The organism is Streptomyces sp. LX-29, from assembly GCF_029541745.1.
Lineage (GTDB): Bacteria > Actinomycetota > Actinomycetes > Streptomycetales > Streptomycetaceae > Streptomyces.
This window is the reverse complement of record NZ_CP089746.1, coordinates 2532232-2555183: the sequence shown is the minus strand read 5'-3', so window position 1 is coordinate 2555183 and position 22952 is coordinate 2532232. Positions and strand designations below refer to the sequence as shown.

General features: G+C 72.5%; 25 protein-coding genes. 13 read left to right on the top strand and 12 right to left on the bottom strand.

Annotation, left to right across the window (positions count from 1 at the left end; all coding sequences use genetic code 11):
- Positions 1 to 3: 3 nt before the first annotated feature.
- Genes LRS74_RS10830 through LRS74_RS10815 form a run of 4 tightly spaced genes read left to right on the top strand, consistent with a single transcriptional unit; the run spans position 4 to position 4527 of the window.
- On the top strand, positions 4 to 999 hold the full coding sequence (locus tag LRS74_RS10830; RefSeq protein WP_277740814.1) for a sugar ABC transporter permease: 996 nt from the start codon (positions 4 to 6) through the stop codon (positions 997 to 999).
- Positions 996 to 1826, top strand: coding sequence for a carbohydrate ABC transporter permease (locus LRS74_RS10825; protein ID WP_277740813.1), 831 nt, complete (start codon positions 996 to 998; stop codon positions 1824 to 1826). Before LRS74_RS10830 ends, LRS74_RS10825 begins: the two co-directional genes overlap by 4 nt.
- 9 nt (positions 1827 to 1835) lie before the next feature.
- Positions 1836 to 3395: a glycoside hydrolase family 3 protein gene (locus LRS74_RS10820; RefSeq protein ID WP_277740812.1), complete on the top strand. Its 1560-nt coding sequence runs from the start codon at positions 1836 to 1838 to the stop codon at positions 3393 to 3395.
- Positions 3396 to 3453: 58 nt separating this feature from the next.
- Positions 3454 to 4527 (top strand): SIS domain-containing protein, encoded by a 1074-nt coding sequence (locus LRS74_RS10815; RefSeq protein ID WP_277740811.1) that lies wholly within the window; start codon positions 3454 to 3456, stop codon positions 4525 to 4527.
- A 63-nt stretch (positions 4528 to 4590) separates the two neighbouring features.
- On the opposite strand, the gene LRS74_RS10810 is transcribed toward LRS74_RS10815, so the two are convergent.
- Positions 4591 to 5352, bottom strand: coding sequence for an SDR family oxidoreductase (locus LRS74_RS10810; protein WP_277740810.1), 762 nt, complete (start codon positions 5350 to 5352; stop codon positions 4591 to 4593).
- Positions 5353 to 5434: 82 nt separating this feature from the next.
- Here LRS74_RS10810 and LRS74_RS10805 point away from each other — a divergent pair, with 82 nt between their 5' ends.
- Positions 5435 to 6175 (top strand): TetR/AcrR family transcriptional regulator, encoded by a 741-nt coding sequence (locus LRS74_RS10805; protein WP_277740809.1) that lies wholly within the window; start codon positions 5435 to 5437, stop codon positions 6173 to 6175.
- Positions 6176 to 6639: 464 nt separating this feature from the next.
- Positions 6640 to 8109: a PAS domain-containing sensor histidine kinase gene (locus LRS74_RS10800; protein ID WP_277744695.1), complete on the top strand. Its 1470-nt coding sequence runs from the start codon at positions 6640 to 6642 to the stop codon at positions 8107 to 8109.
- Between the two features lie 428 nt (positions 8110 to 8537).
- Here the strand turns inward: LRS74_RS10800 and LRS74_RS10795 are convergent, their stop codons facing one another.
- Positions 8538 to 8795 carry a WhiB family transcriptional regulator gene (locus tag LRS74_RS10795; protein ID WP_003953983.1) on the bottom strand — a complete coding sequence of 86 codons (258 nt, stop codon included), beginning with the start codon at positions 8793 to 8795 and terminating at the stop codon, positions 8538 to 8540.
- A gap of 317 nt (positions 8796 to 9112) precedes the next feature.
- The gene (locus LRS74_RS10790; protein WP_277740806.1) at positions 9113 to 10081 is read right to left on the bottom strand and encodes a diacylglycerol kinase family protein; all 969 of its coding nucleotides are present in this window, start codon (positions 10079 to 10081) and stop codon (positions 9113 to 9115) included.
- Positions 10082 to 10162: 81 nt separating this feature from the next.
- Here LRS74_RS10790 and LRS74_RS10785 point away from each other — a divergent pair, with 81 nt between their 5' ends.
- Positions 10163 to 10756: a hypothetical protein gene (locus LRS74_RS10785; protein ID WP_277740805.1), complete on the top strand. Its 594-nt coding sequence runs from the start codon at positions 10163 to 10165 to the stop codon at positions 10754 to 10756.
- Between the two features lie 85 nt (positions 10757 to 10841).
- Here LRS74_RS10785 and LRS74_RS10780 read toward each other — a convergent pair whose 3' ends face one another.
- The 3 genes from LRS74_RS10780 to LRS74_RS10770 all read right to left on the bottom strand — a co-directional run bounded on the left by LRS74_RS10780 (position 10842) and on the right by LRS74_RS10770 (position 12910).
- Entirely contained in the window at positions 10842 to 11753 is a 912-nt protein-coding gene (locus LRS74_RS10780; protein WP_277740804.1) for an RNA polymerase sigma factor SigF, read from the bottom strand.
- 16 nt (positions 11754 to 11769) lie between these two features.
- Positions 11770 to 12183 (bottom strand): anti-sigma regulatory factor, encoded by a 414-nt coding sequence (locus tag LRS74_RS10775; RefSeq protein ID WP_144381444.1) that lies wholly within the window; start codon positions 12181 to 12183, stop codon positions 11770 to 11772.
- A 466-nt stretch (positions 12184 to 12649) separates the two neighbouring features.
- Positions 12650 to 12910, bottom strand: coding sequence for a UBP-type zinc finger domain-containing protein (locus LRS74_RS10770; protein ID WP_277740803.1), 261 nt, complete (start codon positions 12908 to 12910; stop codon positions 12650 to 12652).
- 67 nt (positions 12911 to 12977) lie between these two features.
- Between LRS74_RS10770 and LRS74_RS10765 the strand changes: the two genes are divergently transcribed.
- Complete coding sequence (locus tag LRS74_RS10765; protein WP_277740802.1) at positions 12978 to 14579, top strand: Na+/H+ antiporter; 1602 nt, start codon at positions 12978 to 12980, stop codon at positions 14577 to 14579.
- A 189-nt stretch (positions 14580 to 14768) separates the two neighbouring features.
- Here LRS74_RS10765 and LRS74_RS10760 read toward each other — a convergent pair whose 3' ends face one another.
- Together LRS74_RS10760 and LRS74_RS10755 are read right to left on the bottom strand one after the other, a co-directional pair.
- Positions 14769 to 15701, bottom strand: a complete 933-nt coding sequence (locus tag LRS74_RS10760) for a pyridoxal-phosphate dependent enzyme (RefSeq protein WP_277744694.1) — start codon at positions 15699 to 15701, stop codon at positions 14769 to 14771.
- A gap of 233 nt (positions 15702 to 15934) precedes the next feature.
- Positions 15935 to 16525: an N-acetylmuramoyl-L-alanine amidase gene (locus tag LRS74_RS10755; RefSeq protein ID WP_277740801.1), complete on the bottom strand. Its 591-nt coding sequence runs from the start codon at positions 16523 to 16525 to the stop codon at positions 15935 to 15937.
- A 188-nt stretch (positions 16526 to 16713) separates the two neighbouring features.
- Between LRS74_RS10755 and LRS74_RS10750 the strand changes: the two genes are divergently transcribed.
- The 3 genes from LRS74_RS10750 (at position 16714) to LRS74_RS10740 (ending at position 18721) form a co-directional block, all read left to right on the top strand.
- Positions 16714 to 17625, top strand: coding sequence for a glutaminase (locus tag LRS74_RS10750; protein WP_277744693.1), 912 nt, complete (start codon positions 16714 to 16716; stop codon positions 17623 to 17625).
- An 85-nt stretch (positions 17626 to 17710) separates the two neighbouring features.
- Positions 17711 to 17932 carry a hypothetical protein gene (locus LRS74_RS10745; RefSeq protein WP_277740800.1) on the top strand — a complete coding sequence of 74 codons (222 nt, stop codon included), beginning with the start codon at positions 17711 to 17713 and terminating at the stop codon, positions 17930 to 17932.
- 3 nt (positions 17933 to 17935) lie between these two features.
- Positions 17936 to 18721: a helix-turn-helix domain-containing protein gene (locus tag LRS74_RS10740; protein WP_277740799.1), complete on the top strand. Its 786-nt coding sequence runs from the start codon at positions 17936 to 17938 to the stop codon at positions 18719 to 18721.
- A gap of 124 nt (positions 18722 to 18845) precedes the next feature.
- Here the strand turns inward: LRS74_RS10740 and LRS74_RS10735 are convergent, their stop codons facing one another.
- From LRS74_RS10735 to LRS74_RS10720, 4 genes are all read right to left on the bottom strand, one after another.
- Positions 18846 to 19241 (bottom strand): VOC family protein, encoded by a 396-nt coding sequence (locus LRS74_RS10735; RefSeq protein ID WP_277740798.1) that lies wholly within the window; start codon positions 19239 to 19241, stop codon positions 18846 to 18848.
- A 119-nt stretch (positions 19242 to 19360) separates the two neighbouring features.
- Complete coding sequence (locus LRS74_RS10730) at positions 19361 to 20323, bottom strand: beta-ketoacyl-ACP synthase III (RefSeq protein ID WP_277740797.1); 963 nt, start codon at positions 20321 to 20323, stop codon at positions 19361 to 19363.
- 225 nt (positions 20324 to 20548) lie between these two features.
- Positions 20549 to 21232 carry an HAD family acid phosphatase gene (locus LRS74_RS10725; RefSeq protein ID WP_277740796.1) on the bottom strand — a complete coding sequence of 228 codons (684 nt, stop codon included), beginning with the start codon at positions 21230 to 21232 and terminating at the stop codon, positions 20549 to 20551.
- 199 nt (positions 21233 to 21431) lie between these two features.
- Positions 21432 to 21683, bottom strand: a complete 252-nt coding sequence (locus LRS74_RS10720; RefSeq protein ID WP_277740795.1) for a hypothetical protein — start codon at positions 21681 to 21683, stop codon at positions 21432 to 21434.
- A 279-nt stretch (positions 21684 to 21962) separates the two neighbouring features.
- Between LRS74_RS10720 and LRS74_RS10715 the strand changes: the two genes are divergently transcribed.
- Together LRS74_RS10715 and LRS74_RS10710 are read left to right on the top strand one after the other, a co-directional pair.
- Positions 21963 to 22307 (top strand): STAS domain-containing protein, encoded by a 345-nt coding sequence (locus LRS74_RS10715; RefSeq protein WP_277740794.1) that lies wholly within the window; start codon positions 21963 to 21965, stop codon positions 22305 to 22307.
- Between the two features lie 280 nt (positions 22308 to 22587).
- Entirely contained in the window at positions 22588 to 22941 is a 354-nt protein-coding gene (locus tag LRS74_RS10710) for an STAS domain-containing protein (protein ID WP_277740793.1), read from the top strand.
- Positions 22942 to 22952 lie beyond the last annotated feature (11 nt).

The window sequence follows — 22952 nt, the reverse complement described above, 5'->3', positions numbered from 1 at the left end:
GCGATGACGAGCACGTCGGCGCAGACCGAACGGGTGGTCGCCGGTCCCCCCGCCGACGTCCGCGAGAGCGCGGGGCCGCGGCCCGGTCCCGCGCGCGGCGGACGGCGGCGACCGAGCGGCACCGCGCCCTATCTGCTGCTCCTCCCCGCCGTGGCCGCCACCGTGGTGCTGCTCGGCTGGCCGCTGGTGAAGAACGGCATGCTGTCGTTCCAGAACCTCAACATGCGGCAGCTGATCCAGCACCTCACCGAGTGGAACGGGGGCGACAACTACCGCGAGGCGCTCACCAGCGAGGACTTCTGGCGGGTGACGGGCCGCTCGGTCGTCTTCACCGCCGTGAACGTGGTCCTGATCATGGTGCTGGGCACCCTGATCGGGCTGCTGCTCGCCCGGCTGGGCACCCGGATGCGGCTGCTGCTGTCGGTCGGCCTCGTCCTGGCCTGGGCGATGCCGGTCGTCGCGGCGACCACGGTCTACCAGTGGCTCTTCGCCCAGCGGTTCGGCGTGGTCAACTGGGTGCTGGACAGGCTCGGCTGGCACGCGATGGCGGACTACAACTGGACCGGCAGTCAGTTCTCCACCTTCTTCGTGGTGACCCTGCTGATCGTGTGGCAGTCGATCCCCTTCGTGGCGATCAACCTCTACGCCGCGACCACCACGATCCCCAAGGAGCTCTACGAGGCCGCCGCGCTGGACGGCGCCGGCAGCTGGAAGAGCTTCACCTCGGTGACCTTCCCCTTCCTCAAGCCGTTCCTCTTCGCGACGACCTTCCTCGAGGTCATCTGGGTGTTCAAGTCCTTCGCCCAGGTCTTCGCGATCAACGAGGGCGGTCCGGACCGGCTCACCGAGACCCTCCCCGTCTACGCCTTCGTCGAGGGCGTCGGCAACCAGCACTACGGCATGGGCGCGGCGATCTCCGTGCTCACCATCCTGATCCTGCTGGTGCTGACCGCCTACTACCTGCGCATCGTGCTCAAGCAAGAGGAGGACGAGTCGTGAAGCGCTCCCTGCTCGGGCGGATCTGGCCCGGCGCGACGGCCGTCGTCCTCTTCGTCGTCTTCGCGTTCCCCGTCTACTGGATGTTCAACACGGCCCTCAAGCCGACGTCGGACATCGTCACCGAGGACCCGGTCTGGTTCCCGACCCACCCGACCCTCGAACACTTCAGGACGGCCGTGGACGCGCCGAACTTCTGGACCCTGGTCCAGAACTCCCTCGCCGTCACCCTCGCGGCCGTGCTGCTCTCGCTGGCCATCGCCCTGCTGGCGTCCTTCGCCATCGCCCGGATGCGCTTCAAGGGGCGCCGCGGCTTCATCCTCACCTTCATGATCGCGCAGATGGCCCCCTGGGAGGTCATGGTGATCGCGATCTACATGATCGTCCGGGATGGCGACATGCTGAACAGCCTGCTGCCGCTGACCCTCTTCTACATGGTCATGGTGCTGCCCTTCACGGTGCTGACGCTGCGCGCCTATGTCGCGGCGGTACCCAAGGAGCTGGAGGAGTCGGCGATGGTCGACGGCTGCACCCGCCCCCAGGCCTTCCTCAAGGTGATCTTCCCGCTGCTGGCCCCCGGGCTGATGGCGACCTCGCTCTTCGGCTTCATCACCGCCTGGAACGAGTTCCCCCTGGTCCTCATCCTCAACAAGCAGGCCGAGGCACAGACCCTTCCGCTGTGGCTGTCCAGGTTCCAGACCGCCTTCGGCGACGACTGGGGCGCCACCATGGCCGCGGCCTCGCTCTTCGCGATCCCGATCCTTCTCCTCTTCCTGTTCCTGCAACGCAAGGCGGTCGGCGGTCTCACCTCCGGCGCGGTGAAGGGATGACGCCACTCCATGACGACGCTCGCACACTCCACCGACACGCTCACCCGGGACGCGCTCGCCGTCCTGCAGCCCGGCTTCACCGGCACCACCGCCCCCGACTGGCTGCTACGCCGCCTCGGTGAGGGGCTGGTCTCGGTCGGGCTGTTCGGCCGCAACATCGACTCGCCCGAGCAACTGGCCGCGCTCACCGCCCGACTGCGCGTCGAACGCGACGAGCTGCTGGTCGCCATCGACGAGGAGGGCGGCGACGTCACCCGACTGGAGGTGCGCACCGGCTCCTCCTTCCCGGGCAACCTCGCCCTCGGCGCGGTCGACGACACCGAGCTGACCCGCGCCGTCGCCGCCGAGCTGGGACGACGGCTCGCCGCGTGCGGCGTCAACCTCAACTGGGCCCCCTCCGCGGACGTCAACTCCAACCCCGACAACCCGGTCATCGGGGTCCGCTCCTTCGGCGCCGACCCGCACCTGGTGGCCCGACACACCGCCGCCTATGTCGAGGGCCTCCAGGGCGCGGGCGTGGCCGCCTGCGCCAAGCACTTCCCCGGCCACGGCGACACCGCCGTCGACTCCCACCACTCCCTGCCGCGCATCGACGCGGATCTGGAGACCCTGGCCGAGCGCGAACTGGTGCCCTTCCGGGCCGCGGTGGCCGCCGGCACCAAGGCGGTGATGAGCGCGCACATCCTGCTGCCCGCGCTCGACCCCGAGCTGCCCGCCACCCTCAGCCCCGCCGCGCTGCACGGCCTGCTGCGCGGCCCCGTCGCCGAGGGCGGCCTCGGCTTCGACGGACTGATCGTCACCGACGGCATGGAGATGCGGGCCATCTCCGCCGTCTACGGCCTGGAGCGCGGCAGTGTGCTGGCCATCGCCGCCGGAGCCGACGCGATCTGCGTGGGCGGCGGGCTGGCCGACGAGGCCACCGTGCTCCGGCTGCGCGACGCGCTGGTGGCCGCGGTGCGCGCGGGCGAGCTCTCCGAGCAGCGGCTGGCCGAGGCCGCGGCCCGGGTGCGCGCCCTGGGCCGGTGGGCGCGGCAGGCCGGCGGCCCGGGCGCGGCGGAGGGGACCGCGCTCGCCGTCGCCGACCCCGAGGTGGGGCTCGCGGCCGCCCGCCGTGCGCTGCGGGTGACCTCGGGGGCCGCCCCGTACGAGCCGCTGACCGGCCCCGCTTATGTCGCCGCCTTCACCCCGGTGGCGAACATCGCGGTCGGCGACGAGACCCCCTGGGGGGTGGCCGCCGAGCTCACCCGGCTGCTGCCGGGCACCACCACCGCCACCTACGGAGAGCCCGGCGGGACGGCGGCGGAACCCGGGGGACCGTCCCCCGTGGTCGCACATGTGCTGGGCGCGGCGGCGGACCGTAGGATCGTCGCAGTGGTACGCGACGTCCACCGGCACCCCTGGATGGCGGACGCCCTGCACGGTCTGCTCGCCGCCCGGCCGGAGACGGTCGTGGTCGAGATGGGCGTGCCCCAGGCGCCGCCGGTCGGGGCCCTGCACCTCGCGACGCACGGCGCCGCCCGCGTCTGCGGGCGGGCAGCGGCGGAGGTCATCACCGGAGCCGGCGGTTGACCGGAACGCGGGACCCGGCACCTGCGCTCGGCCCGCCCAGCCACCTGGAGGCCACAGCATGTCCGCCATGACTCCGGACCAGCGCCGCGGCGAGCAGCCGGGCCGACACATGGCCGCCGAGATGGCCGAGCAGCCCGCCGTGCTCCAGCGCATCCTCGACGAGGGCGCGCCGAGGATCCGTGAGGTCGCCGAGCGGATCGCGGCCCGCGCCCCGCGGTTCGTGCTGCTCACCGCCCGCGGGACGTCCGACAACGCGGCGCTGTACGCGAAGTACCTGCTGGAGGTGCGGCTGGGCAAGCCGTGCGGCCTCACCTCCATGTCGACCACCACCGCCTACGAGGCCCGTCAGGACCTCACCGATGTGCTGGTGATCACGGTCAGCCAGTCCGGCGGCTCCCCGGACCTGGTGGCCTCCACCCGGGCCGCCCGGGAGGCCGGCGCGATCACCCTGGCGGTGACCAACAACGCCGACTCGCCGCTGGCTGCCGTCTCCGAGTTCCACATCGACGTCCTAGCCGGCCCGGAGAAGGCGCTGCCCGCGACCAAGACCTACACCGCCGAACTCCTGGCGCTGTACCTCTTCGTGGAGGGGCTGCGCGGTGGCGACGGCGCGGCCGCCCAGGGCCTGCCGGGCCTCGCCCGGCAGATCCTCGACCGCCAGGCCGAGGTCAGACAGCTCGCCGCCCGCTACCGCTTCGCCGAGCGCATGGTGCTGACCTCCCGTGGCTACGGCTACCCCAGCGCCAAGGAAGCCGCGCTGAAGCTGATGGAGACCAGCTACATCCCGGCGCTGTCCTACTCGGGGGCCGACCTGCTGCACGGCCCGCTGGCCATGGTCGACAACATCTCCCCGGTGATCGCGATCGTCACCGAGGGCAGGGGCGGCCAGGCCCTGCAGCCGGTGCTGGAGCGGCTGCGCGGCCGCGGTGCCGACCTGGTGGTGATCGGGACCCTGGCCGAGGTCGACAGGGCGTCGGCGGGCTTCGCCCTGCCCACCGCCGGCGTCGCCGAGGAGGTCCAGCCGATCCTGGAGATCCTGCCGCTCCAGATGCTGGCCTATGAGGTCACCATCGCGCGCGGCCAGGATCCCGACGCCCCCCGCGCCCTGGCGAAGGTCACCGAGACCCGCTGAGGGAGACCCGCCGAGGTCCGCCCCCGCGGCCCCCCGCACGCGGGGGCGGACCCGCGGCCGTGGTCACAGCAGCGCGCCACCGGTGGTGTCGATCCACTGGCCGGTGACCCAGCGGCTGTCCTCCGAGGCCAGGAAGGCCACCACATCGGCGATGTCACGGGGCTCGCCCACCCGGTTGAAGGGGGATATCGACGAGGCGGCCTGTCGCGACCCGGCGTTCTCCTCGCCGCGCAGCCAGCCCGCGTTCATGTCGGTGTCGACGACGCCGGGCGCCACCGCGTTGACCGTGATGCCGCGCTGGGCGACCTCCTTGGCGAGGTGCGCGGTGAAGACGTCGAGCGCGCCCTTGGTCATCGAGTACGAGATGAGCTCGGGCATCGCGGCGCCATGGGTCAGGCCGGTCGACACATTGACGATGCGCCCGCCGTCCCGCAGCCGGCCCAGCCCCTGCTGGGTCACGAAGAACGGCGACTTGGTGTTGACCGCGAAGACCCGGTCGAAGTCCGCCTCCGAGAGTCCGGTGATGGGCTCCCGCGCGCCGTCGATCCCGGCGTTGTTCACCAGGATGTCCAGCCCCTCGGCGTGGGCGTCGAACGCGGCCCACAGGGCCTCCGCGTCGCCCGGGACGCCCAGCTCCGCCTTGATCGCGAACGCCTCGCCGCCGGCCGCCTCGATGGCGGCGACGGTCTCCTTGGCCGACGCCTCATTCCGCCCGTAGTGCACCGCCACGCGTGCGCCGTCCCGGCCCAGGCGCTCGGCGATCGCCCGCCCGATGCCCCGGCTGCCGCCCGTGACCAGTGCCGTCTTTCCCGTGAGCGCACCCATGGTCGCCCGCCCTCCCTTTGTGTAGTGGTCGATACAGAAAGACCGTAGCACGTTTTCTAGCGACCGCTATAGAATTGCCCTCATGGATGCCACGAACGAGCGAACGGATGAGCGAACGGGTCGGCGGGGTCGCCCCCGCTCCTTCGACCGTGACGCCGCGCTCCGGGCCGCGACCATCGAGTTCTGGGAGCGTGGCTACGAGGCGGTGTCCATCGCGGACCTCACCCGCGTGATGCACATCAAGGCGCCCAGCCTCTACGCCGCGTTCGGCGACAAGAAGACCCTTTTCGAGGAGGCGGTGGAGTCGTACGTCCAGGAGTTCGGCGGCTACCTCGCTCCGGCCCTGACGGAGGAGCCGACCGCCCGCCGCGGTGTGGCCCGGCTGCTCCGCGAGGCGGCGACCTCGCACACCCTGCCCGGTCACCCCCGCGGCTGCATGATCATCACGGCCGCCACCAACTGCACGCCGCAGTCCGCCGAGGTCCTTCAGGGCTTGAAGGGGCGGCGGAACCACAGCATCGAGCTGATCGAGCGCCGGATCCGGGCCGACGTCGCGGTCGGCGAGCTGCCCGCCGACACGGACGCGCGTCTGCTCGCGGTCTACTGCGCGGCCGTGCTCCAGGGCATGTCCCAGCAGGCCCGGGACGGCGCGGACCGGGAGACGTTGGAGGCGGTGGCCGAGCTCTCGATGCGCGCCTGGCCGCACCCGCCCGCGGCGGACGGCGCGGACCACGCGGCGCGCGCGGAGCCCGCGGGTGCGGGCCGATCGAGCAGCGAACGCCGGTCGATCACCGCGCGCCGGTCGACGGTCGACCGGGGTTGAGCGGGGTCGACCAGGGCGTTGAGCGGGGCGTTGTCGACCGGGGCTGGCCGGGACCGATCGGGGACATCCGGGGGAGGCGGAGCGCAGGGGGAGAAGTCCGAAACGACCCGCGGGCCGCGGCGCCAGAACGGGACCCTCAACCCGCCCGGCACCGCAGCCCGGAGTTGCATCGGCCGGTCCAGTCGGCCGGCCGATCGGAGGCCCGCGGCGCCGTCAGGGCAGAGAGCGCCGGTGCCTCGATCCACCCTCCTGTGCGGGGAGGGCGGAAGTCCTGCGAAACTCAGCGTGCGCCGGGCGTCCCCACTCCTCGGTCGACCCCTCGGTCAACCCCTCGGATCCGGGGCCCGGTCTATTGCGCCGTTGAACATTCTGGACTAGACCACTCCGGTCTGTCCATGGGCTACCAACGATTGTCCATAGAAAGAGTAAACCCCCGCCGCCGGTAGGCTCGCGGTGTGCCCTCCATGAACGACCTCGTACGCCAGCACACCGCACTCGGCGACTCCGACCTCGAATGGCTGCACCTGCTGGTCTCGGAGTGGCAGCTGCTCTCCGACCTGTCCTTCGCCGACCTCGTGCTGTGGGTCCCCACCCGGGACGGGACCCGCTACGTCTCGGTCGCGCAGATGCGTCCCAACACCGGCCCCACCTCCTACCAGGACGACATGGTCGGCCACCTCGTCCCGCGCGGGCGCCGGCCGATGCTCGACGCCGCCCTCGACGAGGGCCGGATCGTCCGCGAGGGGGATCCGGAGTGGCGGGAGGAGGTCCCGGTCCGGGTCGAGTCCATCCCGGTCCGCCGCGAGGGCCGGGTGCTCGGAGTGATCGCACGGAACACCAATCTGCTGACCGTGCGCACCCCCAGCCGGCTGGAGCTGACCTATCTGCAGAGCGCCTCCGACCTCGCCCAGATGATCGCTGCCGGATCGTTTCCCTTCCCCGGCCAGCAGGTCGACATGGACGCCTCGCCGCGCGTCGGCGACGGACTGATCCGGCTCGACGCGGACGGGATCGTGCAGTACGCCAGCCCCAACGCCCTCTCCGCCTACCACCGGCTGGGCCTCGCCGCCGACCTGGTCGGCCACCACCTCGGCGAGACCACCGCCGAACTCGCCCCCGCCCGCGGCCCGGTGGACGAGGCGCTGGTCAAGCTCGCCAGCGGCTGGGCGCCGCGCGCCTTCGAGGTCGAGGCCAACGACGGGGTCATCCAACTCCGCGCCATCCCGCTCAAGCCGAAGGGCACCCACATCGGCTCCCTGGTCCTGCTGCGCGACGTCACCGAGTTGCGCCGCCGCGAGCGGGAGTTGATCACCAAGGACGCCACCATCCGGGAGATCCACCACCGGGTGAAGAACAACCTCCAGACGGTGGCCGCCCTGCTGCGGCTCCAGGCCCGCCGGATGGACTCCGAGCAGGGCCGCGAGGCGCTCAACGAGGCGGTGCGCAGGGTCGGCTCGATCGCCATCGTGCACGAGACCCTGTCCCAGAACCTGGATGAGCGGGTCGAGTTCGACGAGATCGCCGACCGGGTGTTGGCCATGGTGGCAGAGATCTCCCCCGGTCGGGTGGCGGGTCGCCGCAACGGGCGCTTCGGCATCCTCGACGCCGAGGTGGCCACCCCGCTGTCCATGGTCCTCACCGAGGTGCTGCAGAACGCCCTGGAGCACGGCTTCGGGCCGGGGGAGCAGGGCACCGTCGAGGTGTCGGCGGTGCGCGGCGGCACCCGCACCGACACCCGACTGCTGGTCACGGTCCAGGACGACGGCCGCGGTCTGCCCGAGGGGTTCGACCCGCGCCGCGCGGGCAACCTCGGGTTGCAGATCGTCCGGACGCTGGTGGAGGGCGAGCTCGGCGGGACCTTCGACATGCTCCCGGCCCCGGAGCGCGGCACCCGTGTGGTGCTCGACATTCCGGTACGGGTGCAGAAGCGCTGACCGCCGTACGCACGTACGAGTGCTGACGCGGGGGTCGTGTCCTTGACGCATCGACATGTCGACCCGTGGGCGCGCCTCTCCGGCGGGCGGAACGGGGCCTTCGCGGCGCCGGTCCGCCCAACCGGCGCGCCGGCCCGCCGTGTCGCGAAGGGCCGCCCCACCGGGCGGGGCATGCCGCCGGCCGTGTCGTCACCGGGCGGGGCGCACCGCCGGCCGTGTCGTCCGGGCCGCGCCCCGCGGCCCGAACGTCACCGAACCGCGTCCCGAACGTGATGTCGCCGCCCGGCGTCCGGGAGGCCGCCGCCCCGCGTCGGGAAAAGCGCTGAGCCCCGGTCCGTACGGTCTCCGTACGTCTCCGGGGCTCAAAGCTCAGAGTGTTCTGCGCATCGGGGTACTGCGCGCTGCGGCTCGGGGGCCGAGGGGCTGCGTCAGGCGCTGGCGTTACGCGCCCGGTTGCGGGCGGCGCGGCGCTTCATCGCACGGCGCTCGTCCTCGCTGAGGCCACCCCAGACACCGGAGTCCTGGCCGGACTCCAGCGCCCACTGCAGGCACTGCTCCATCACGGGGCAGCGGCGGCAGACGGCCTTGGCTTCCTCGATCTGCAGCAGCGCAGGACCGGTGTTGCCGATGGGGAAGAAGAGCTCGGGGTCTTCCTCGCGGCAAACGGCGTTGTGACGCCAGTCCATGGCTGCTCCATCTCCTCGTGTTGCATGAACGTTGCTTGTGAATGTGAACGCTTTCACGAATCCCTCCGCAAGGGAAGGGCCAACAACCAGTTTGGGGCTGGTGCGGTCCCGTGGGGTGAGGAGGGGGTTCGGGCTCTCAAGGGGGCTTCTTGCGGCCGTCCCGATCGCCATGAAGAGATTCGCAAACCTCGGCGGCGGATACAACCCCTTCCAGCAAGTTTTTTTTGATTCCTTGGTGTCGGTTGCATCACAGCCGTACTTCCAGGGGGTGGAGAGCAGGCTAAACGTTCGACTAAAAGGACTTTAGGGCTTACCACTCACACAATCACACGCAGTGCACGGCGTACGCCTGTGAACGTCACGCTCGTACGCAGCCCCAGGTGGTCACCGTCCATCTGGAAGGGCAGTGGAACCTGCGATTGCAAGGTGAAGTCCGTCAGATCGTGTCCCGAGACCACGTGCTTGCCGCGGGGGCCGCGCTCGGGGGTGGAGGTCACCAGCTGGGTGCCGTAGCGGGCCACCGCGGACGTCGACAGCTTGGTGAGTCCGAGCACGTCAAGGGCGGTGTCGAAGGACGCCTCCGGCGACGCGTACAGCGGGCGGTTGCCCAGGTAGGTGTACGGCGAGGTGTTACAGACTATGGACAGCACCAGGTCCTGGACCGGGTCCTGGCCCGGTCGGTTGAGCGTGATCACGCCATTTCGGCGGTGGGGCTCGCTGAGGTACTGCCGCACGACCTGTCTCACATACAGCGCGTGCGTCGACCGCTTGCCGCGCTCGCGGTGCTGTTCGACCCGGCCCACCACGCCCGCGTCGAACCCGAAACCGGCGCAGAAGGTGAACCAGCGGGCCGGCACCGCCTCGTCCCGGGTGCCCGGCGTGCCGCCGGCGAGGCCCAGGCCCACCGTGCGCTCGCTGCCGTCGCGCAGCGCGTCCAGCAGGGCGCCGGTCGCCTCGACGACGTCGTTGGGCAGCCCGAGGGCGCGCGCGAAGACGTTGGTGGAGCCGCCGGGGACCACGGCGAGGCGCGGCAGCGCGTCGGGGGCCGGGCCGTCATGCAGCAGGCCGTTGACCACCTCGTTGACCGTGCCGTCGCCGCCGAGGGCCACCACGAGCTCGTAGGTGCCGCTCTCGGCCGCCTGGCGGGCGAGGTCGCGGGCGTGGCCGCGGTACTCGGTGGTGGCGACGTCCAGCTTCAGATCGCTGGCGAGCGCGTGGATCAACACGTCGCGGGTGCGTGCACTGGTGGTGGTTGCTGCCGGATTGACCACGAGGAGTGCGCGCATGCGAAAAGCCTACCTACCTGCCGGTACCGGCAATCCCCCGGGGCGGGCCCCGTCCCCGGCGGTGCGGGCTACCCTGCTGAGGTGAGCAGGAAGAAGTCCGCCCCCGCGAAGTCCGCCCCCGGCAAGCCCGGCGCGGCGTCGTCCACCGCCACGAAGGCCCCCGCGAAGACCACCGCCGCGAAGGTCGCTGCCGGGGGGACCGCCTCCGGAGTTTCGGCGGCCGGCCGGGTTCCGCGGCAGGAAGCGGCCGGTGCGGCCGGCGCGGACGTCGCCTCCGTCCCCAGCGGCCCGCGGCCGCGGCGGGTGACCGCGGCCGCCGTGCTCACCGCGGTCGAGGGCGCGGTGCTCATCGGGTTCGGCGTCTATCTGCTGGTCATGGGGATCATCGGCGATCCGGAGAGTCCGCAGCAGGCGGAGATGCTCGCGCTGACCGTGCTCGCCCTCGCGCTGATCCCGCTGGCCGCCGCCCGCGGGCTGTGGCGGCGCCGCAGCTGGAGCCGCGGGCCCGCCATGATCACTCAGATCATGGCGCTCCCGGTGGCCTGGACGCTGGTCCAGAACGGCGGCCTGCTCTTCGCCATCGGCGTGGTGACCGCCGCGGTCGCCCTCGCCGTGCTGGCGCTGCTGATCAACCCGACGGCCACGGAGGCCCTGGGCATCGGCCCCCGGGGCTGAGGGGGCCGACCGCGGGCTGAGGGGCCCGGTCGCTCCACGCCCCGGGGCCGCACGGCCCGGGGCCCGTCACACCTCGTTCTCCTCGTCACTCCTCCACGAGGAGCTTCTCCCGCAGCTGGGCCAGGGTGCGGGCCAGCAGCCGGGAGACGTGCATCTGGGAGATGCCGACCTCCTGGGCGATCTGCGACTGGGTCATGTTCCCGAAGAAGCGCAGCAGCAGGATCTTCTTCTCGCGCGGTGGCAGGTCCTCCAGCAGCGGCTTGAGGGACTCCCGGTACTCGACGCCCTCCAGCGCCTCGTCCTCCGCGCCCAGGGTGTCCGCGACCGCCGGCGACTCGTCGTCGGTGTCCGGGACGTCCAGCGACAGCGTGCTGTACGCGTTGGCCGACTCCAGGCCCTCCAGCACCTCCTCCTCGGAGATGCTCAGGTGCTCGGCGAGCTCGTGCACGGTGGGAGCGCGGCCGTGCCGCTGGGACAGCTCGGCGGTGGCGGTGGTGAGCGACAGCCGCAGCTCCTGGAGCCGGCGCGGCACCCGCACGGCCCAGCCCTTGTCGCGGAAGTGGCGCTTGATCTCGCCGACCACGGTGGGGGTCGCGTATGTGGAGAACTCCACGCCGCGGTCCGGGTCGAACCGGTCCACCGACTTGATCAGACCGATCGTGGCGACCTGGGTGAGGTCGTCCAGCGGCTCCCCGCGGTTGCGGAAGCGGCGGGCCAGGTGCTCCACCAGCGGCAGGTGCATCCGCACCAGGTGGTTGCGCAGCTCGGCGCGCTCCGCGGAGCCCTCCGGGAGTTTGCGCAGCTCGACGAAGAGGGCCCGCGCGCCGCTACGGTCGTGCGGGTCCTGCTGCTGCCACGTCTCGTGCTGGTGCTGGTCCATGTGGTCCGCCCGCTCTGGTCGGTCGCCTGCGGCCTCCTCCTGGTCCGCGGGTTGCGGCCGGGCGGGCTGCTGCGGGATGGCCGGGGTACGCACTCCCCGCGATGATGCGGTGCTCACGGAGCCCCCCTTTCCGTCACGGCTGTCCGGGGCCGACGCCGCGCTCCTTGTACAGGCTGATGCTGACCGTGCGGTCCTCGGCGACGCTGGAGTCGACCTTGCCGGCCAGTGCGGAGAGCACCGTCCAGGCGAAGGTGTCGCGCTCGGGAGCGCGACCGTCCGTGGTCGGAGCCGAGACGGTCACCTGCAAGGCGTCGTCGATCAGGCGGAAGACGCAGCTCAGCACCGAGCCGGGCACGGCCTGCTGCAGCAGGATCGCGCAGGCCTCGTCGACGGCGATGCGCAGATCCTCGATCTCGTCGAGGGTGAAGTCCAAGCGGGCCGCGAGGCCGGCAGTCGCCGTCCGCAGCACCGACAGATAGGCACCCGCAGCGGGCAGCCGGACTTCCACGAAGTCCTGGGTCCCGGGCTCGCCTGCGATCTGGGACACCCTCACCTCCAAGGTGGCAAAGCTGGTTGAGCCGAGCTGACACGAGCGCCGACTGCGCCCCCATGGTCAAGGGATTAACGGTCGAGCGCGGCACATGGTTCGGCTGCGACGCTATCGCGATCTGCGGCCCGCTGTCGCCCGGACGGAGCAGGGCTCCCGCCACGAGCGAGGTCGGCCCGACAGCCCGCGATGTCACTCATGGTAAGACCCTGAGTACGGAACGTGGCTAGGGGTTGTGGGTCTCAATTCGAAAGCGATGTCGTTTCGTTGATCGTTTGTTCGTCGGCATCGGCATCGGCGTCGGCCGCGTCGCGGTTCCCGTCGTGGTCCCCGCCGCCTCCCCGCCGCCGGTCGCTCGCCGCGCACCTCCCCGCGCCGGACCGTCCGCCACGTCCCCTGATACCGAGCGGATCATGTAAGGAAGGCTACCGGGCGCCCCCCACCCCGCGGCAGGTGTCGGCGCGGCTCAGATCAGCCGCTGCTCCGAGTAGCACCAGCGCCAGCTCTCGCCCGGCTCGAAGCTGCGCATCACCGGGTGGCCGGTCTCCTTGAAGTGCCGGGTGGCGTGCCGGTACGGCGAGGAGTCGCAGCATCCGACGTGCCCGCAGGTCAGGCACAGCCGCAGCTGCACCGGGTGGCTGCCGACGGCCAGACACTCCGGGCAGCTCTCCGTCAGCGGCTCCGGTTCGGGGCGCGGCAGTTCGGCCATGTGCGGGCACTCGCTCATGATGGCCAGGTTAGACACCGGGACGCGGTGGACGACCGCGAAGACGATCAGGGGGACGGACCGAGCGATGGACGCCACTCCACTCCTCCTGCTGGTCGCGGGCAGCGCCGCCGTCGCGGGCGCGGCCCGCCGCACCCCCGTCTCCGCGCCGCTGCTGCTGGTCGCGGCCGGGCTGGCCGCCTCCTACCTGCCCGGCGTCCCGGAGTACACCCTGGACCCGCACGTCGTACTGCCGCTGGTGCTGCCACCCCTGCTGCACACCGCCGCGCTGGACAGCTCGTACCTCGCGCTGCGCGCCAACCTGCGGCCGGTCGCGCTGCTCTCGGTCGGCTACGTGCTCTTCGCCACGCTCGTCGTCGGCTGGATCGTCTATCTGGTGGTGCCGGGCCTGCCACTGACCGCCGCGCTGGTGCTGGGCGCGGTGATCGCCCCGCCGGACGCCGTCGCGGCCACCGCCATCGCCCGCCGCGCGGGGCTGCCGCACCGGATCACCACCATCCTCCAGGGCGAGTCCCTGGTGAACGACGCCACCGCGATCACCGCCTACAAGGTCGCCCTGGCGGCGGCGGTGGGGGAGGGGGCCACCTGGGCCGACGGGCTCCGGGAGTTCGCGCTGGCCGCGGTCGGCGGGGTCGGGGTCGGCCTGGTCCTGATGGTGCCGCTGCACGGGCTGCGCACCCGGCTGACCGATCCGCTGCTCCAGAACACCCTCTCCCTCCTCATCCCCTTCGTGGCCTACACGGTCGCCGAGGAGGTCGGGGCCTCCGGAGTGCTGGCGGTGGTGGTCGTCGCGCTCTATCTGGGCCACCGCGCCTGGCAGGTCGACTTCGCCACCCGTCTCCAGGAGGCGGCGGTGTGGCGGATGGTCGCCTTCCTGTTGGAGTCGGCGGTGTTCGCGCTCATCGGTCTCCAGCTGCCCGTGGTCCTCGGCGGCCTGGACGCCTACGGGACGGGGACGGCGGTCTGGTACGCGGTGGTCCTCTTCCTCGCCGTCGTCGTCGTGCGGTTCGTCTGGGTCTTCCCCGCGACCTTCGTCCCCCGCGCCCTCTCCGCCCGCATCCGCGAGCGCGAGCCCGGGGTGGACTGGACCGCCCCGGTGATCGTCGGCTGGGCCGGGATGCGCGGGGTGGTCTCGCTCGCCATCGCCTTCTCCATTCCGCGGGTGGTGCACGGCGGCGGGGAGTTCCCGGCCCGCAACCTCGTCCTGTTCCTGACCTTCACCACCGTGATCGGCACCCTGGTCGTCCAGGGGCTCACCCTGCCGCCGCTGATCCGCGTGCTGCCGCTGCCCGTCCGCGACAGCCGGGCCGAGACCCTCGCCGAGGCCCAGGCCCAGAGCGAGGCGTCACGCGCCGCCGAGCGACGCCTGAACGAGTTGCTCGCCGACGAGCGCAACGCTCTGCCGGCGCCGCTCGCCCAGCGGCTCCGCGCGGTGCTGGAGCGGCGCCGCAACTCGGTGTGGGAGCGGTTGGGCGCCGTCAACGAGAAGACCGGCGAGTCGGTGGACGCCACCTACCGGCGGCTCGCGCGGGAGGCGATCGAGGCGGAGCGTGAGGTCTTCGTGGAGTTGCGCAACGAACGGCGGATCGACGACGAGATGCTGCGGACCCTGCTGCGCCGGCTCGACCTGGAGGAGGCGGCGGCACACCGCGAGGAGGTGGCCGAGTAGTCGACCACCGGGTCGGTCGACATGTCGACCGACCCCGCCGGTCGGCATGGCGGCGGGGGCCGAGAGCCGTTCAGGGCCGGTGCGGGAGCACCCGGGTCCCGCCCGGGGCGGGACGGGGTGGCACCGGAGCCGCTCATGCCGGTGGTGACAGGGACGGGGACGGGGACGGTGCCGGCGCCGGTGCGGGGGTCAGGCGGGCGAGCCCGGCTCCGGGGTACCGGTGATCACCGCGGCGACGGTGGTGCCCGGCGCGAAGGCGCCCTCCTCGGCCAGCACTGTCAGCCCGTACAGCATCTTGGCCACGTAGACGCGCTCCGGGGAGAGCCCGTGCCGGGCGGCGAAGTCCGAGGCGAAGGCGTCGAGTTCGGGGGTCTGGCGGGCGTAGCCGCCCCCGTGGAAGCGGTCCTCCAGCCGCCAGTCGCCGGCGCGGGCGCCGAAGGCCGCGCGCTGGAGCCGCTCCGCCTCCGCGTCGAGGAAGCCGCCCCTGAGGACGGGGAAGCCGATCGCGCGCTGCCCCGGTGCCAGCCCGGCGGCGAGTCCGGCCAGCGTGCCGCCGGTGCCGCAGGCCACGCCCACCACCTCGGCCAGCCCGCGCAGCTCGCGCCCGAGCTCGGCGCAGCCGTGCACGGCCGCGGCGTTGCTGCCGCCCTCGGGGAGCGGGGCGAAGGCGCCGAAGCGCTCGCGCAGCGCGTCCAGCAGCAGCGGGTCCGTGCGCCGCCGGTACTCCGCGCGGCTGACGAAGTGCAGTCGCATGCCGTCGGCCGCGCAGCGGGCCAGGGAAGGGTTGAGTGGCCGGTCGGCCAGCTCCTCGCCGCGCACCACGCCGATCGTGGCGAAGCCGAGCAGCCGCCCGGCCGCGGCGGTGGCCCGCAGATGGTTGGAGTACGCGCCGCCGAAGGTGAGCAGCGTGGGGTGCCCGGCCGCCGCGGCGGCGCGCAGGTTGGGCACCAGCTTCCGCCACTTGTTACCGGGAATGTCCGGATGTATGAGGTCGTCGCGCTTGAGGAGCAGGCGGACGCCGCGGCGCGTGAAGCGCTCGTCCTCGATCTCCTGGAGCGGGGAGGGCAGCCGCGGCCGCAGCGCGTCGGGGTCGGCGAGGTCGCCGGGGTCGCCGGGGTCGATCGGTGCGGTGGGGCTGGTCACCCGCCCATTGTCACGCGGGCCCCGTGCCCCCCGCCCGCGGGAGCCGTACGACGTGCCGCACGACCGCGGCGGGAACATGTGGCCCCGCCCGCGGGCACGGGAGCCGTTCGGTCGACGCGGGCCGTGGTCGGGTCGTGCCCGCCCGTTCCGCCGGGGGGGGCGCCTCCCGGCGGTAGCCGGGGGAGGGGCGACCGCCCACGACCCGGTGTCGGTCAGTTCAGCCGCGCGCCGATGCGCTCGCGCATCCAGCCCATGGCGAAGCCGCGCGGGTCGGACTTCCCGGGCCGCCACTCCAGATGGCCGATGACGGAGCGCTCGGTCCAGCCGTGCGCCCGGCAGATCGCGGCCGAGGTCTTCTCGACGGCCGTCAGCTGGGCGTCGGGCCAGGGATCCACGCCGTCGCCGAGGTTCTCGCACTCGAAGCCGTAGAAGTGGCGGTTGCCGTCGGTGTTGCTCTCGTTGTCCGCCGGCAGCCGGTTCTCGGCGACGACGGCGCGCAGCACGTCGTCGTCGCCCGCTCCGGCGTGGTTGGCCCGGCCGTAGCCGACCAGGTGGACCCGGCCGTCCTTGGTGATCACACCGTGGCAGAGCGGGCCGGGCAGGTCCTCGTAGCCGTCGCGGCAGATCCGTACGGTCTTCTCCGCGCCGCTGGTGACGGTGTGATGGATCATCACGCCGTGCACCGGCCCCCAGGGGCCGATGTGGTTGCGGTTGTGGTGACGCCAGTCGCCGACCTCCACGACGTGCAGGCCCTCGTCGCGCAGGGCCTCGAGTAGACGACGCGCGGACATGGGTGGGGCCATGGCCGCCTCCGTTCCTGGTTGGTCGGCGACAGCCCGTCGCTGCCGCCGGTAGACCAGCTGTATCCCCGATGAGACGAAAGTGGTGAACTGTTCGGATTCCGCCCGGGTTGCGTTCGGATATCGTGCGAACTGATCCGGCCGACGACGTCCGGACGACGCACCGCCATGCCCAGGAGAAGCACCGCACGATGGACTACCAGGCAGTACTCGACGAGGTAGCCACGCGGGTGGCACCGGAGATCGGTCGGGGCCAGGTGGCCCGGTACATCCCGGCGCTGGCCTCGGTGGAGCTGGGCCGGTTCGGGATGGCGATCGCGGACGCCGACGGCAGCGTCTACGGCGTCGGCGACTGGGAGGTCCCCTTCTCCGTCCAGAGCATCTCCAAGGCGTTCAGCCTGGCCCTGGTGCTGGCGCAGGACGGCGAGACCCTGTGGCGGCGGGTCGGCCGGGAGCCGTCCGGCAACCCCTTCAACTCCCTGGTGCAGCTGGAGTACGAGAACGGCATTCCGCGCAATCCGTTCATCAACGCCGGCGCTCTCGTGGTCACCGACCGGCTGCAGAGCCTGACCGGGGACGCCAGCACCACCATGCTGGACTTCCTGCGGGCGGAGAGCGGCAACCCGGAGCTGGCCTTCGACGCGGCCGTCGCCGCCTCCGAGACCGAGCACGGCGACCGCAACGCGGCCCTGGCCCACTTCATGGCCAGCTACGGCAACCTGGACAACCCGGTGCCCACCCTGCTGGAGCACTACTTCTGGCAGTGCTCGATCGAGATGAGCTGCCGTGACCTGGCGCTGGCGGCCGGCTTCCTGGCCCGGCACGGGGTGAGCTCCGACGGTTCCCGGCTGCTGACCCGGAGCGAGGCGAAGCGGATCAACGCGGTGATGCTCACCTGCGGCACCTACGACGCCGCCGGCGACTTCGCCTACCGCGTGGGCCTGCCCGGCAAGAGCGGCGTCGGCGGCGGCATCGTCGCGGTGGTGCCGGGGCGCTGCGCGCTGTGCGTCTGGAGCCCCGGACTGGACGCGCGCGGCAACTCGGTGGCCGGCGTCTCGGCCCTGGACCACTTCACCACGCTGACCGGATGGTCGGTTTTCTGAGCCCCGACCTGTCCGGGCTCGCCCGGCTGAGGTGGCGAAACGGCCGGTCGCGGGCGCAATCTGGTGGTACAGGAGGTGTACCGCCATGGAGCACGAGATGCGCGCCGAGTACGAGGAGGGGAGCTCGGGTCGGGTGGCCGGCGCGCCGGTCAAGATCTGGCACATGGTGCGCGGTGTCGGCACCGCGGCGATGTGCGGCCGCGAGCTCGACGCCGACTCCGAGACACGGCCCGCGGACGACTGGGGAACGGTGGAGGTGCCCTTCTGCCACTCCTGCGGCGCGATGTACCTGCGCGAGGTTCCCTGAGTCGTGACATACCGGGAGCGGCCGGCCGTGCTGCCGGCCGGCGCGGTGCTGTGGACGCGCACGATCGCCGCCGATGACGCGTCCCGGCCGGTGCTGCCGGACGGCTGTACGGATCTGATCTGGAGCGACGGCGACCCCACGGCCCGGCTCTTCGTGGCGGGCCCGGACACCCGTGCCCACCTGCCCGCCGCCCCGCGCGGCAGCCGCTACACCGGCATCCGCTTCGCTCCCGGCACCGGCCCGGCCGTGCTCGGGGTGCCGGCCCATGAACTGCGCGACCTGAGGGTGCCCCTGGACGCCCTGTGGTCGGCCGCGGAGGTGCGGCGGCTGATGGAGCGGATGGCGCTGGCATACGAGGACGGGGGCGACGGGGGCGACGGCGGCCGGGGGAGCGACCTGGAGGGCCCCGGGGTGGGCCGGGTCCTGGAGGCGGTGGCGGCGGAGCGGCTGCGGGCGGCGGACCCGCCGGACCCGGTGCTGGCCGCCGTGGTGGCGGGGCTGCGCGGGGGCCGCGCGGTGGCCGTCGTCGCCGACGCCGTGGGGCTGAGCGCGCGCCAGCTGCACCGCCGCTCGCTCGTCGCCTTCGGGTACGGCCCGAAGACGCTGGCGCGCGTGCTGCGCCTGAACCGCGCGCTGGAGGCGGCCCGCGGCGGCACCCCGTACGCCGAGGTCGCGGCCGCCGTCGGCTACGCCGACCAGGCGCACCTGGCGCGCGAGGTGCGGGCCTTCACCGGGCTCCCGCTGGGACGGCTGATCGGCCGACCGCGGCCGCCCTCGGCCGCCGGTTAGCCCTCGGCCGCGGGGCGGCCGCGGGCGAGGGCCGGGCCGGGCGGGGCGAGGGCCGGGAGACGGCTGGGCGGAGCGAAGGCGGGGAGAGGGCTGGGCGGGGGCGAGGGGCCGTGCGGAGCGGGGCTCAGGCCAGCGGGGCGAACAGGTCGACGGTGTTGCCGTCCGGGTCGCGGAGCACCGCGTAGCGCTGGCCCCAGAAGGCGTCCCAGGGCTCCTTGTGCCCCTCGGCGCCCGCCCCCACCAGCTCGGCGTAGGCGGCGTCGACCGCGGCCGGCCCCTCGCAGGCGAAGGCCAGGCCGAGCCGTCCGGAGCCGGCGGGGCCCGGGTCCCGGTCCGGATCGAACGAGCGGACGGTCTCCTCGGTGTCCCACAGCAGGCGCAGCCCACCCGGCAGGACGGCCTCGACGTGCGGCTCGCCGTCGGCGTCCGCCGGGATGTCCAGGCCGAGCCGGCGGTAGAAGGCGAGGGACGCGGCCATGTCGGCCACGACCAGGGAGACGGCATTGATCTGCGGAGTCATACGGGCAGCGTAGGAAGCCGGCCGTGGCCCGGTCTTGAACGAATCGGACGCGCCGTACGGCGGCGCCCCCGCACGGCACGCCGGCACGGCCGGGCGGGGCGGGGTGGCGCGGGGAGGTGTTACGGGCAGCGGATGATCTGGCCCGCGTACGACAGGTTGCCGCCGAAGCCGAAGAGGAGCGTCGGGGCGCCGGACTCGACCTCGCCTCGCTCGACCAGCTTGGAGAGGGCGAGCGGAATGCTGGCGGCGGAGGTGTTGCCGGAGTCGGTGACATCGCGGGCGATGACCGCGTTCACCGCGCCCAGCTTGCGGGCGAAGGGCTCGACGATGCGCAGGTTGGCCTGGTGCAGCACGACCGCGCCGAGCTCCTCGGGGGTGATCCCGGCCCGCTCGCAGACCCGGCGGGCGATGGGCGGCAGCTGGGTGGTGGCCCAGCGGTAGACGGCCTGGCCCTCCTGGGCGAAGCGCGGCGGCGTGCCCTCGATGCGGACCGCGTTCCCCATCTCCGGGACCGAACCCCACACCACCGGGCCGATGCCCGGCCCGCGGCCGGCCAGTGAGGGGACCGTGTCGGTGGCCGCCACCACCGCGGCGCCGGCGCCGTCGCCGAGCAGCACGCAGGTGGAGCGGTCGGTCCAGTCGGCGGCCTGGGTGAACTTGTCCGCCCCGATGACGAGCGCGCGGGTGGCCGCCCCGGCTCGTATGGTGTGGTCGGCCGTGGCCAGGGCGTGGGTGAAGCCGGCGCAGACGACGTTGAGGTCGAGCACGGCGGGGGAGCCGAGGCCGAGTCGGGCCGCGACCCGGGCGGCCATGTTGGGGCTGCGGTCCAGGGCCGTGGAGGTGGCGACGAGCACCAGGTCGATGTCCTCGGGGGCGACGCCGCTGTTCGCGAGCGCCTTGGCGGCCGCGGCGGCGGCCATCTCGTCCACCGTCTCGTCGGGCCGGGCGATGTGCCGGGTACGGATGCCGACCCGGCTGCGGATCCACTCGTCGCTGGTGTCGACCATGGCCGCGAGGTCCTCGTTGGTGAGCACCTTCGCGGGCTGGTAGTGGCCGAGGGCCAGAACATGTGATCCGGTCATCGGGTGGGTCCCCCTCTGATGCGGGTGCCGGCGCACCCCGTCCTGCGGTGGGTCCAGTCTTGGGGGCGGACCGGAAGCCGGACGGGCGGATATCCGCCAATGTTCCGCCGGAAGATCTGGAGCTTTCGCCCTTTCGCGCAGGTCAGAAGAGGTGTGTACGGCCGGTGAGCGGGTCCGGCCGGCGCCCGGGAGCGAGCGGCCGGCCGGACGGTCGCCGGCGCGGGGTTACGACAGCTTGCCGCCGTAGTCGGGGAGCTTGTACGTCCGCTCGGCGTGCCCGCCCACCAGGTCGGAGGTGTTGTTGCCGATGTTGGCGATGATCGTGTAGCCCTTGGCCTCGATCTCCGCCCGCTTGGCGGTCTTGAACTCGCTCTTCTCGTCGAAGAGGTCGGGCAGGTGGCGCACGTACAGGCCCTGCACCGGGAAGCCGACCTTCTCCAGGTTGTACCGGGTGGGCAGGTCGAGGATGTCCGGCCGGGCCGTGACGAAGAAGATGGCCACGCCCCGCGCGTGCGCGTACTGGGCGAGCTGCAGCACCTGCCGCACGGCGGGCGTGGGGTACTTCAGGAAGAGGTGGAAGTCCGTCTCCAGCGACGTGTTGTCGATGTCGAGGACGATGGCCTGCTTCTGGCCCGCCGCGTTCTCGGTGCGCTGCTTGACGTAGGGGAAGGCGGGGTCGATGACGGCCTTCACATCGCGCTGCCAGGTGTCGTAGTCGACGCCGCTGGGGTTGATCGTGGGCAGCGCGGTGGCGGTGCCGGTGGAGCCGGTGACGGTCCGGGTGGCCGTCGGGGTGGCGGAGCCGGTGGCGGCGTGGGCGACGGGGGTGGTGGTCGCGGCCATGCCCAGCGTCGCGGCCACAGCGGCCGTGGTGACACCGAGACGGCGTCCCCAGCTGCGTGCGCTCATGTGGGGGATCTCCTTGGTCCGGCAACGGAACGGCGGTGGCCGGAGTGCCACCGCCCGCCTGGCATGTTCACGGCCGGGAGTGGACGCAAGGAGGCAATTGAATTACTGATGAGTAACGTTTCGGGTGGCCATCACACCCAAACCCCCATGTTTCAGGGGATGATGCCCCGAGCGGCCCACGGAGCGAACGCGCCGCGGGTCAGGTGTGGCGGTCACGTCCCCGGGCGGCGCGGCGGCGGGCGTGGAACCACTCCAGGAGCCGGTGGTGGTGGCGCTCGGGGCGGTACATGACGCTGTGGGACGGGCCGCCGGTGCCCGGCTGGGCGTGCCCGTAGCGGTCGTAGCGGAGGGCTGAGATCCGGTTGGAGTTCTGGGTGTTGGCCCGGTGGATCACCAGGGCGCCCAGGGCGATCACCGCGAGGATCACGATCACCGTGACGAGGTTCTCCATCGCTCTCACTCCCCTGTCCGCGGAGCCGTGCGCCTATGGGATCTCGTGCCGTGCCGCATCGCGCAGGGTCGGGCCGGCGGGTCGCTCTGGTCGGACGCCGAGGCCGGTGCGGGCAATGGCCGGAATTGTCCGTTCCAGCGTACCCCCTGTTCGGTGGGGTGGCCGGCGGCGGATCCGGGGCGCACGGGCGGGCGCAGGTTATGGGGCTGGGATTGAGTGCCGTGCCGTTAGATGGGTATGTCACCTATTGCAGGCACTGCCCCGAGAGGGGGGCTCGGCATGGTCGAGGAACGGCCCGACATCGGCGTCCGGGAGCAGGCGCTGGGCGGGGTCACGCTGGTGGAGATCTCGGGCGAGCTGGACATCCTCGCCGCGTCGGGCTTAGCGCCGCGCATGGACGCGCTGACCGGTGCCGAGCGCCTCGACCTGATCCTGGATCTGCGGCCGGTCACCTTCATGGACTGCGCCGGGGTGTCCGTGCTGTGTCGGGCTCGGAACCGGGTGTTGGCCCGTGGCGGCCGGCTGCGTCTGGTCATCGGCGACACCCGGGTGCGGGAGCTGCTCCGCGTCGTCCGGTTGGAGGGCGCGTTCGAGGTCCTGGACGATCTCGCCTCCGCCGCGTGAAGGTGAACAGCACCCCTGAGTGAGTGTCAATACCTGACTCTTCACATCACTCGACCGTGTGCTTTCGACCGCATGAAAATGGTTTCTGCACGGTGGTAACCGGGGGTCACACCCCTACGCTCGCGGCTACGTCACCACCGCGTGCCGCCGCCGGATGGTGAGGCCGCGACGCGGCGCGGCGGCGAGCCGATGCCGCCCGTCCGTCCCCGCGTGCGCGTCCGTGCCCGTCTGATCTCGGCTGTTTCCCTCTATGTCCCTCTGTTCCCCCAGGTAAGTGCCTATGTCCCCCTCGTATGCCCACACCTACCGCACCCGCACCTGCACGGTGGTCGAGTTCCACGGCGAGGTCGACCTCGACGGCATCGTGGAGATCGGCAGGCAACTGGACCTGGCCACCGCGCCGGCGGCACCGGCCGTCGTCATCGATCTGAGCCCCGCCACCTTCGTGGACTGCTCCGGGCTCTCCCTGCTGTGTCGCGCCCACCGTCGGGTGGGCGAGCGTGGCGGACGGCTGCGGCTGGTGTGCGCGGACCGGCGGGTGCTGCGTACGCTGCGGGCGAGCGGGCTCATCGACGCCTTCGCCCCGGTGCCCACCGTGGGCGAGGCGCTCGGCGGGCTCGGCCCGGAGAGCTGACCCCGGAGGGA

Coding starts and splice junctions, on each gene's coding strand:
- LRS74_RS10830 (WP_277740814.1), top strand. CDS start 4: ATGACGAGCACGTCGGCGCAGACCGAACGGGTGGTCGCCGGTCCCCCC.
- LRS74_RS10820 (WP_277740812.1), top strand. CDS start 1,836: ATGACGACGCTCGCACACTCCACCGACACGCTCACCCGGGACGCGCTC.
- LRS74_RS10815 (WP_277740811.1), top strand. CDS start 3,454: ATGTCCGCCATGACTCCGGACCAGCGCCGCGGCGAGCAGCCGGGCCGA.
- LRS74_RS10810 (WP_277740810.1), bottom strand. CDS start 5,352: ATGGGTGCGCTCACGGGAAAGACGGCACTGGTCACGGGCGGCAGCCGG.
- LRS74_RS10805 (WP_277740809.1), top strand. CDS start 5,435: ATGGATGCCACGAACGAGCGAACGGATGAGCGAACGGGTCGGCGGGGT.
- LRS74_RS10800 (WP_277744695.1), top strand. CDS start 6,640: ATGAACGACCTCGTACGCCAGCACACCGCACTCGGCGACTCCGACCTC.
- LRS74_RS10795 (WP_003953983.1), bottom strand. CDS start 8,795: ATGGACTGGCGTCACAACGCCGTTTGCCGCGAGGAAGACCCCGAGCTC.
- LRS74_RS10790 (WP_277740806.1), bottom strand. CDS start 10,081: ATGCGCGCACTCCTCGTGGTCAATCCGGCAGCAACCACCACCAGTGCA.
- LRS74_RS10770 (WP_277740803.1), bottom strand. CDS start 12,910: ATGAGCGAGTGCCCGCACATGGCCGAACTGCCGCGCCCCGAACCGGAG.
- LRS74_RS10765 (WP_277740802.1), top strand. CDS start 12,978: ATGGACGCCACTCCACTCCTCCTGCTGGTCGCGGGCAGCGCCGCCGTC.
- LRS74_RS10755 (WP_277740801.1), bottom strand. CDS start 16,525: ATGGCCCCACCCATGTCCGCGCGTCGTCTACTCGAGGCCCTGCGCGAC.
- LRS74_RS10750 (WP_277744693.1), top strand. CDS start 16,714: ATGGACTACCAGGCAGTACTCGACGAGGTAGCCACGCGGGTGGCACCG.
- LRS74_RS10745 (WP_277740800.1), top strand. CDS start 17,711: ATGGAGCACGAGATGCGCGCCGAGTACGAGGAGGGGAGCTCGGGTCGG.
- LRS74_RS10735 (WP_277740798.1), bottom strand. CDS start 19,241: ATGACTCCGCAGATCAATGCCGTCTCCCTGGTCGTGGCCGACATGGCC.
- LRS74_RS10730 (WP_277740797.1), bottom strand. CDS start 20,323: ATGACCGGATCACATGTTCTGGCCCTCGGCCACTACCAGCCCGCGAAG.
- LRS74_RS10725 (WP_277740796.1), bottom strand. CDS start 21,232: ATGAGCGCACGCAGCTGGGGACGCCGTCTCGGTGTCACCACGGCCGCT.
- LRS74_RS10720 (WP_277740795.1), bottom strand. CDS start 21,683: ATGGAGAACCTCGTCACGGTGATCGTGATCCTCGCGGTGATCGCCCTG.
- LRS74_RS10715 (WP_277740794.1), top strand. CDS start 21,963: ATGGTCGAGGAACGGCCCGACATCGGCGTCCGGGAGCAGGCGCTGGGC.
- LRS74_RS10710 (WP_277740793.1), top strand. CDS start 22,588: ATGTCCCCCTCGTATGCCCACACCTACCGCACCCGCACCTGCACGGTG.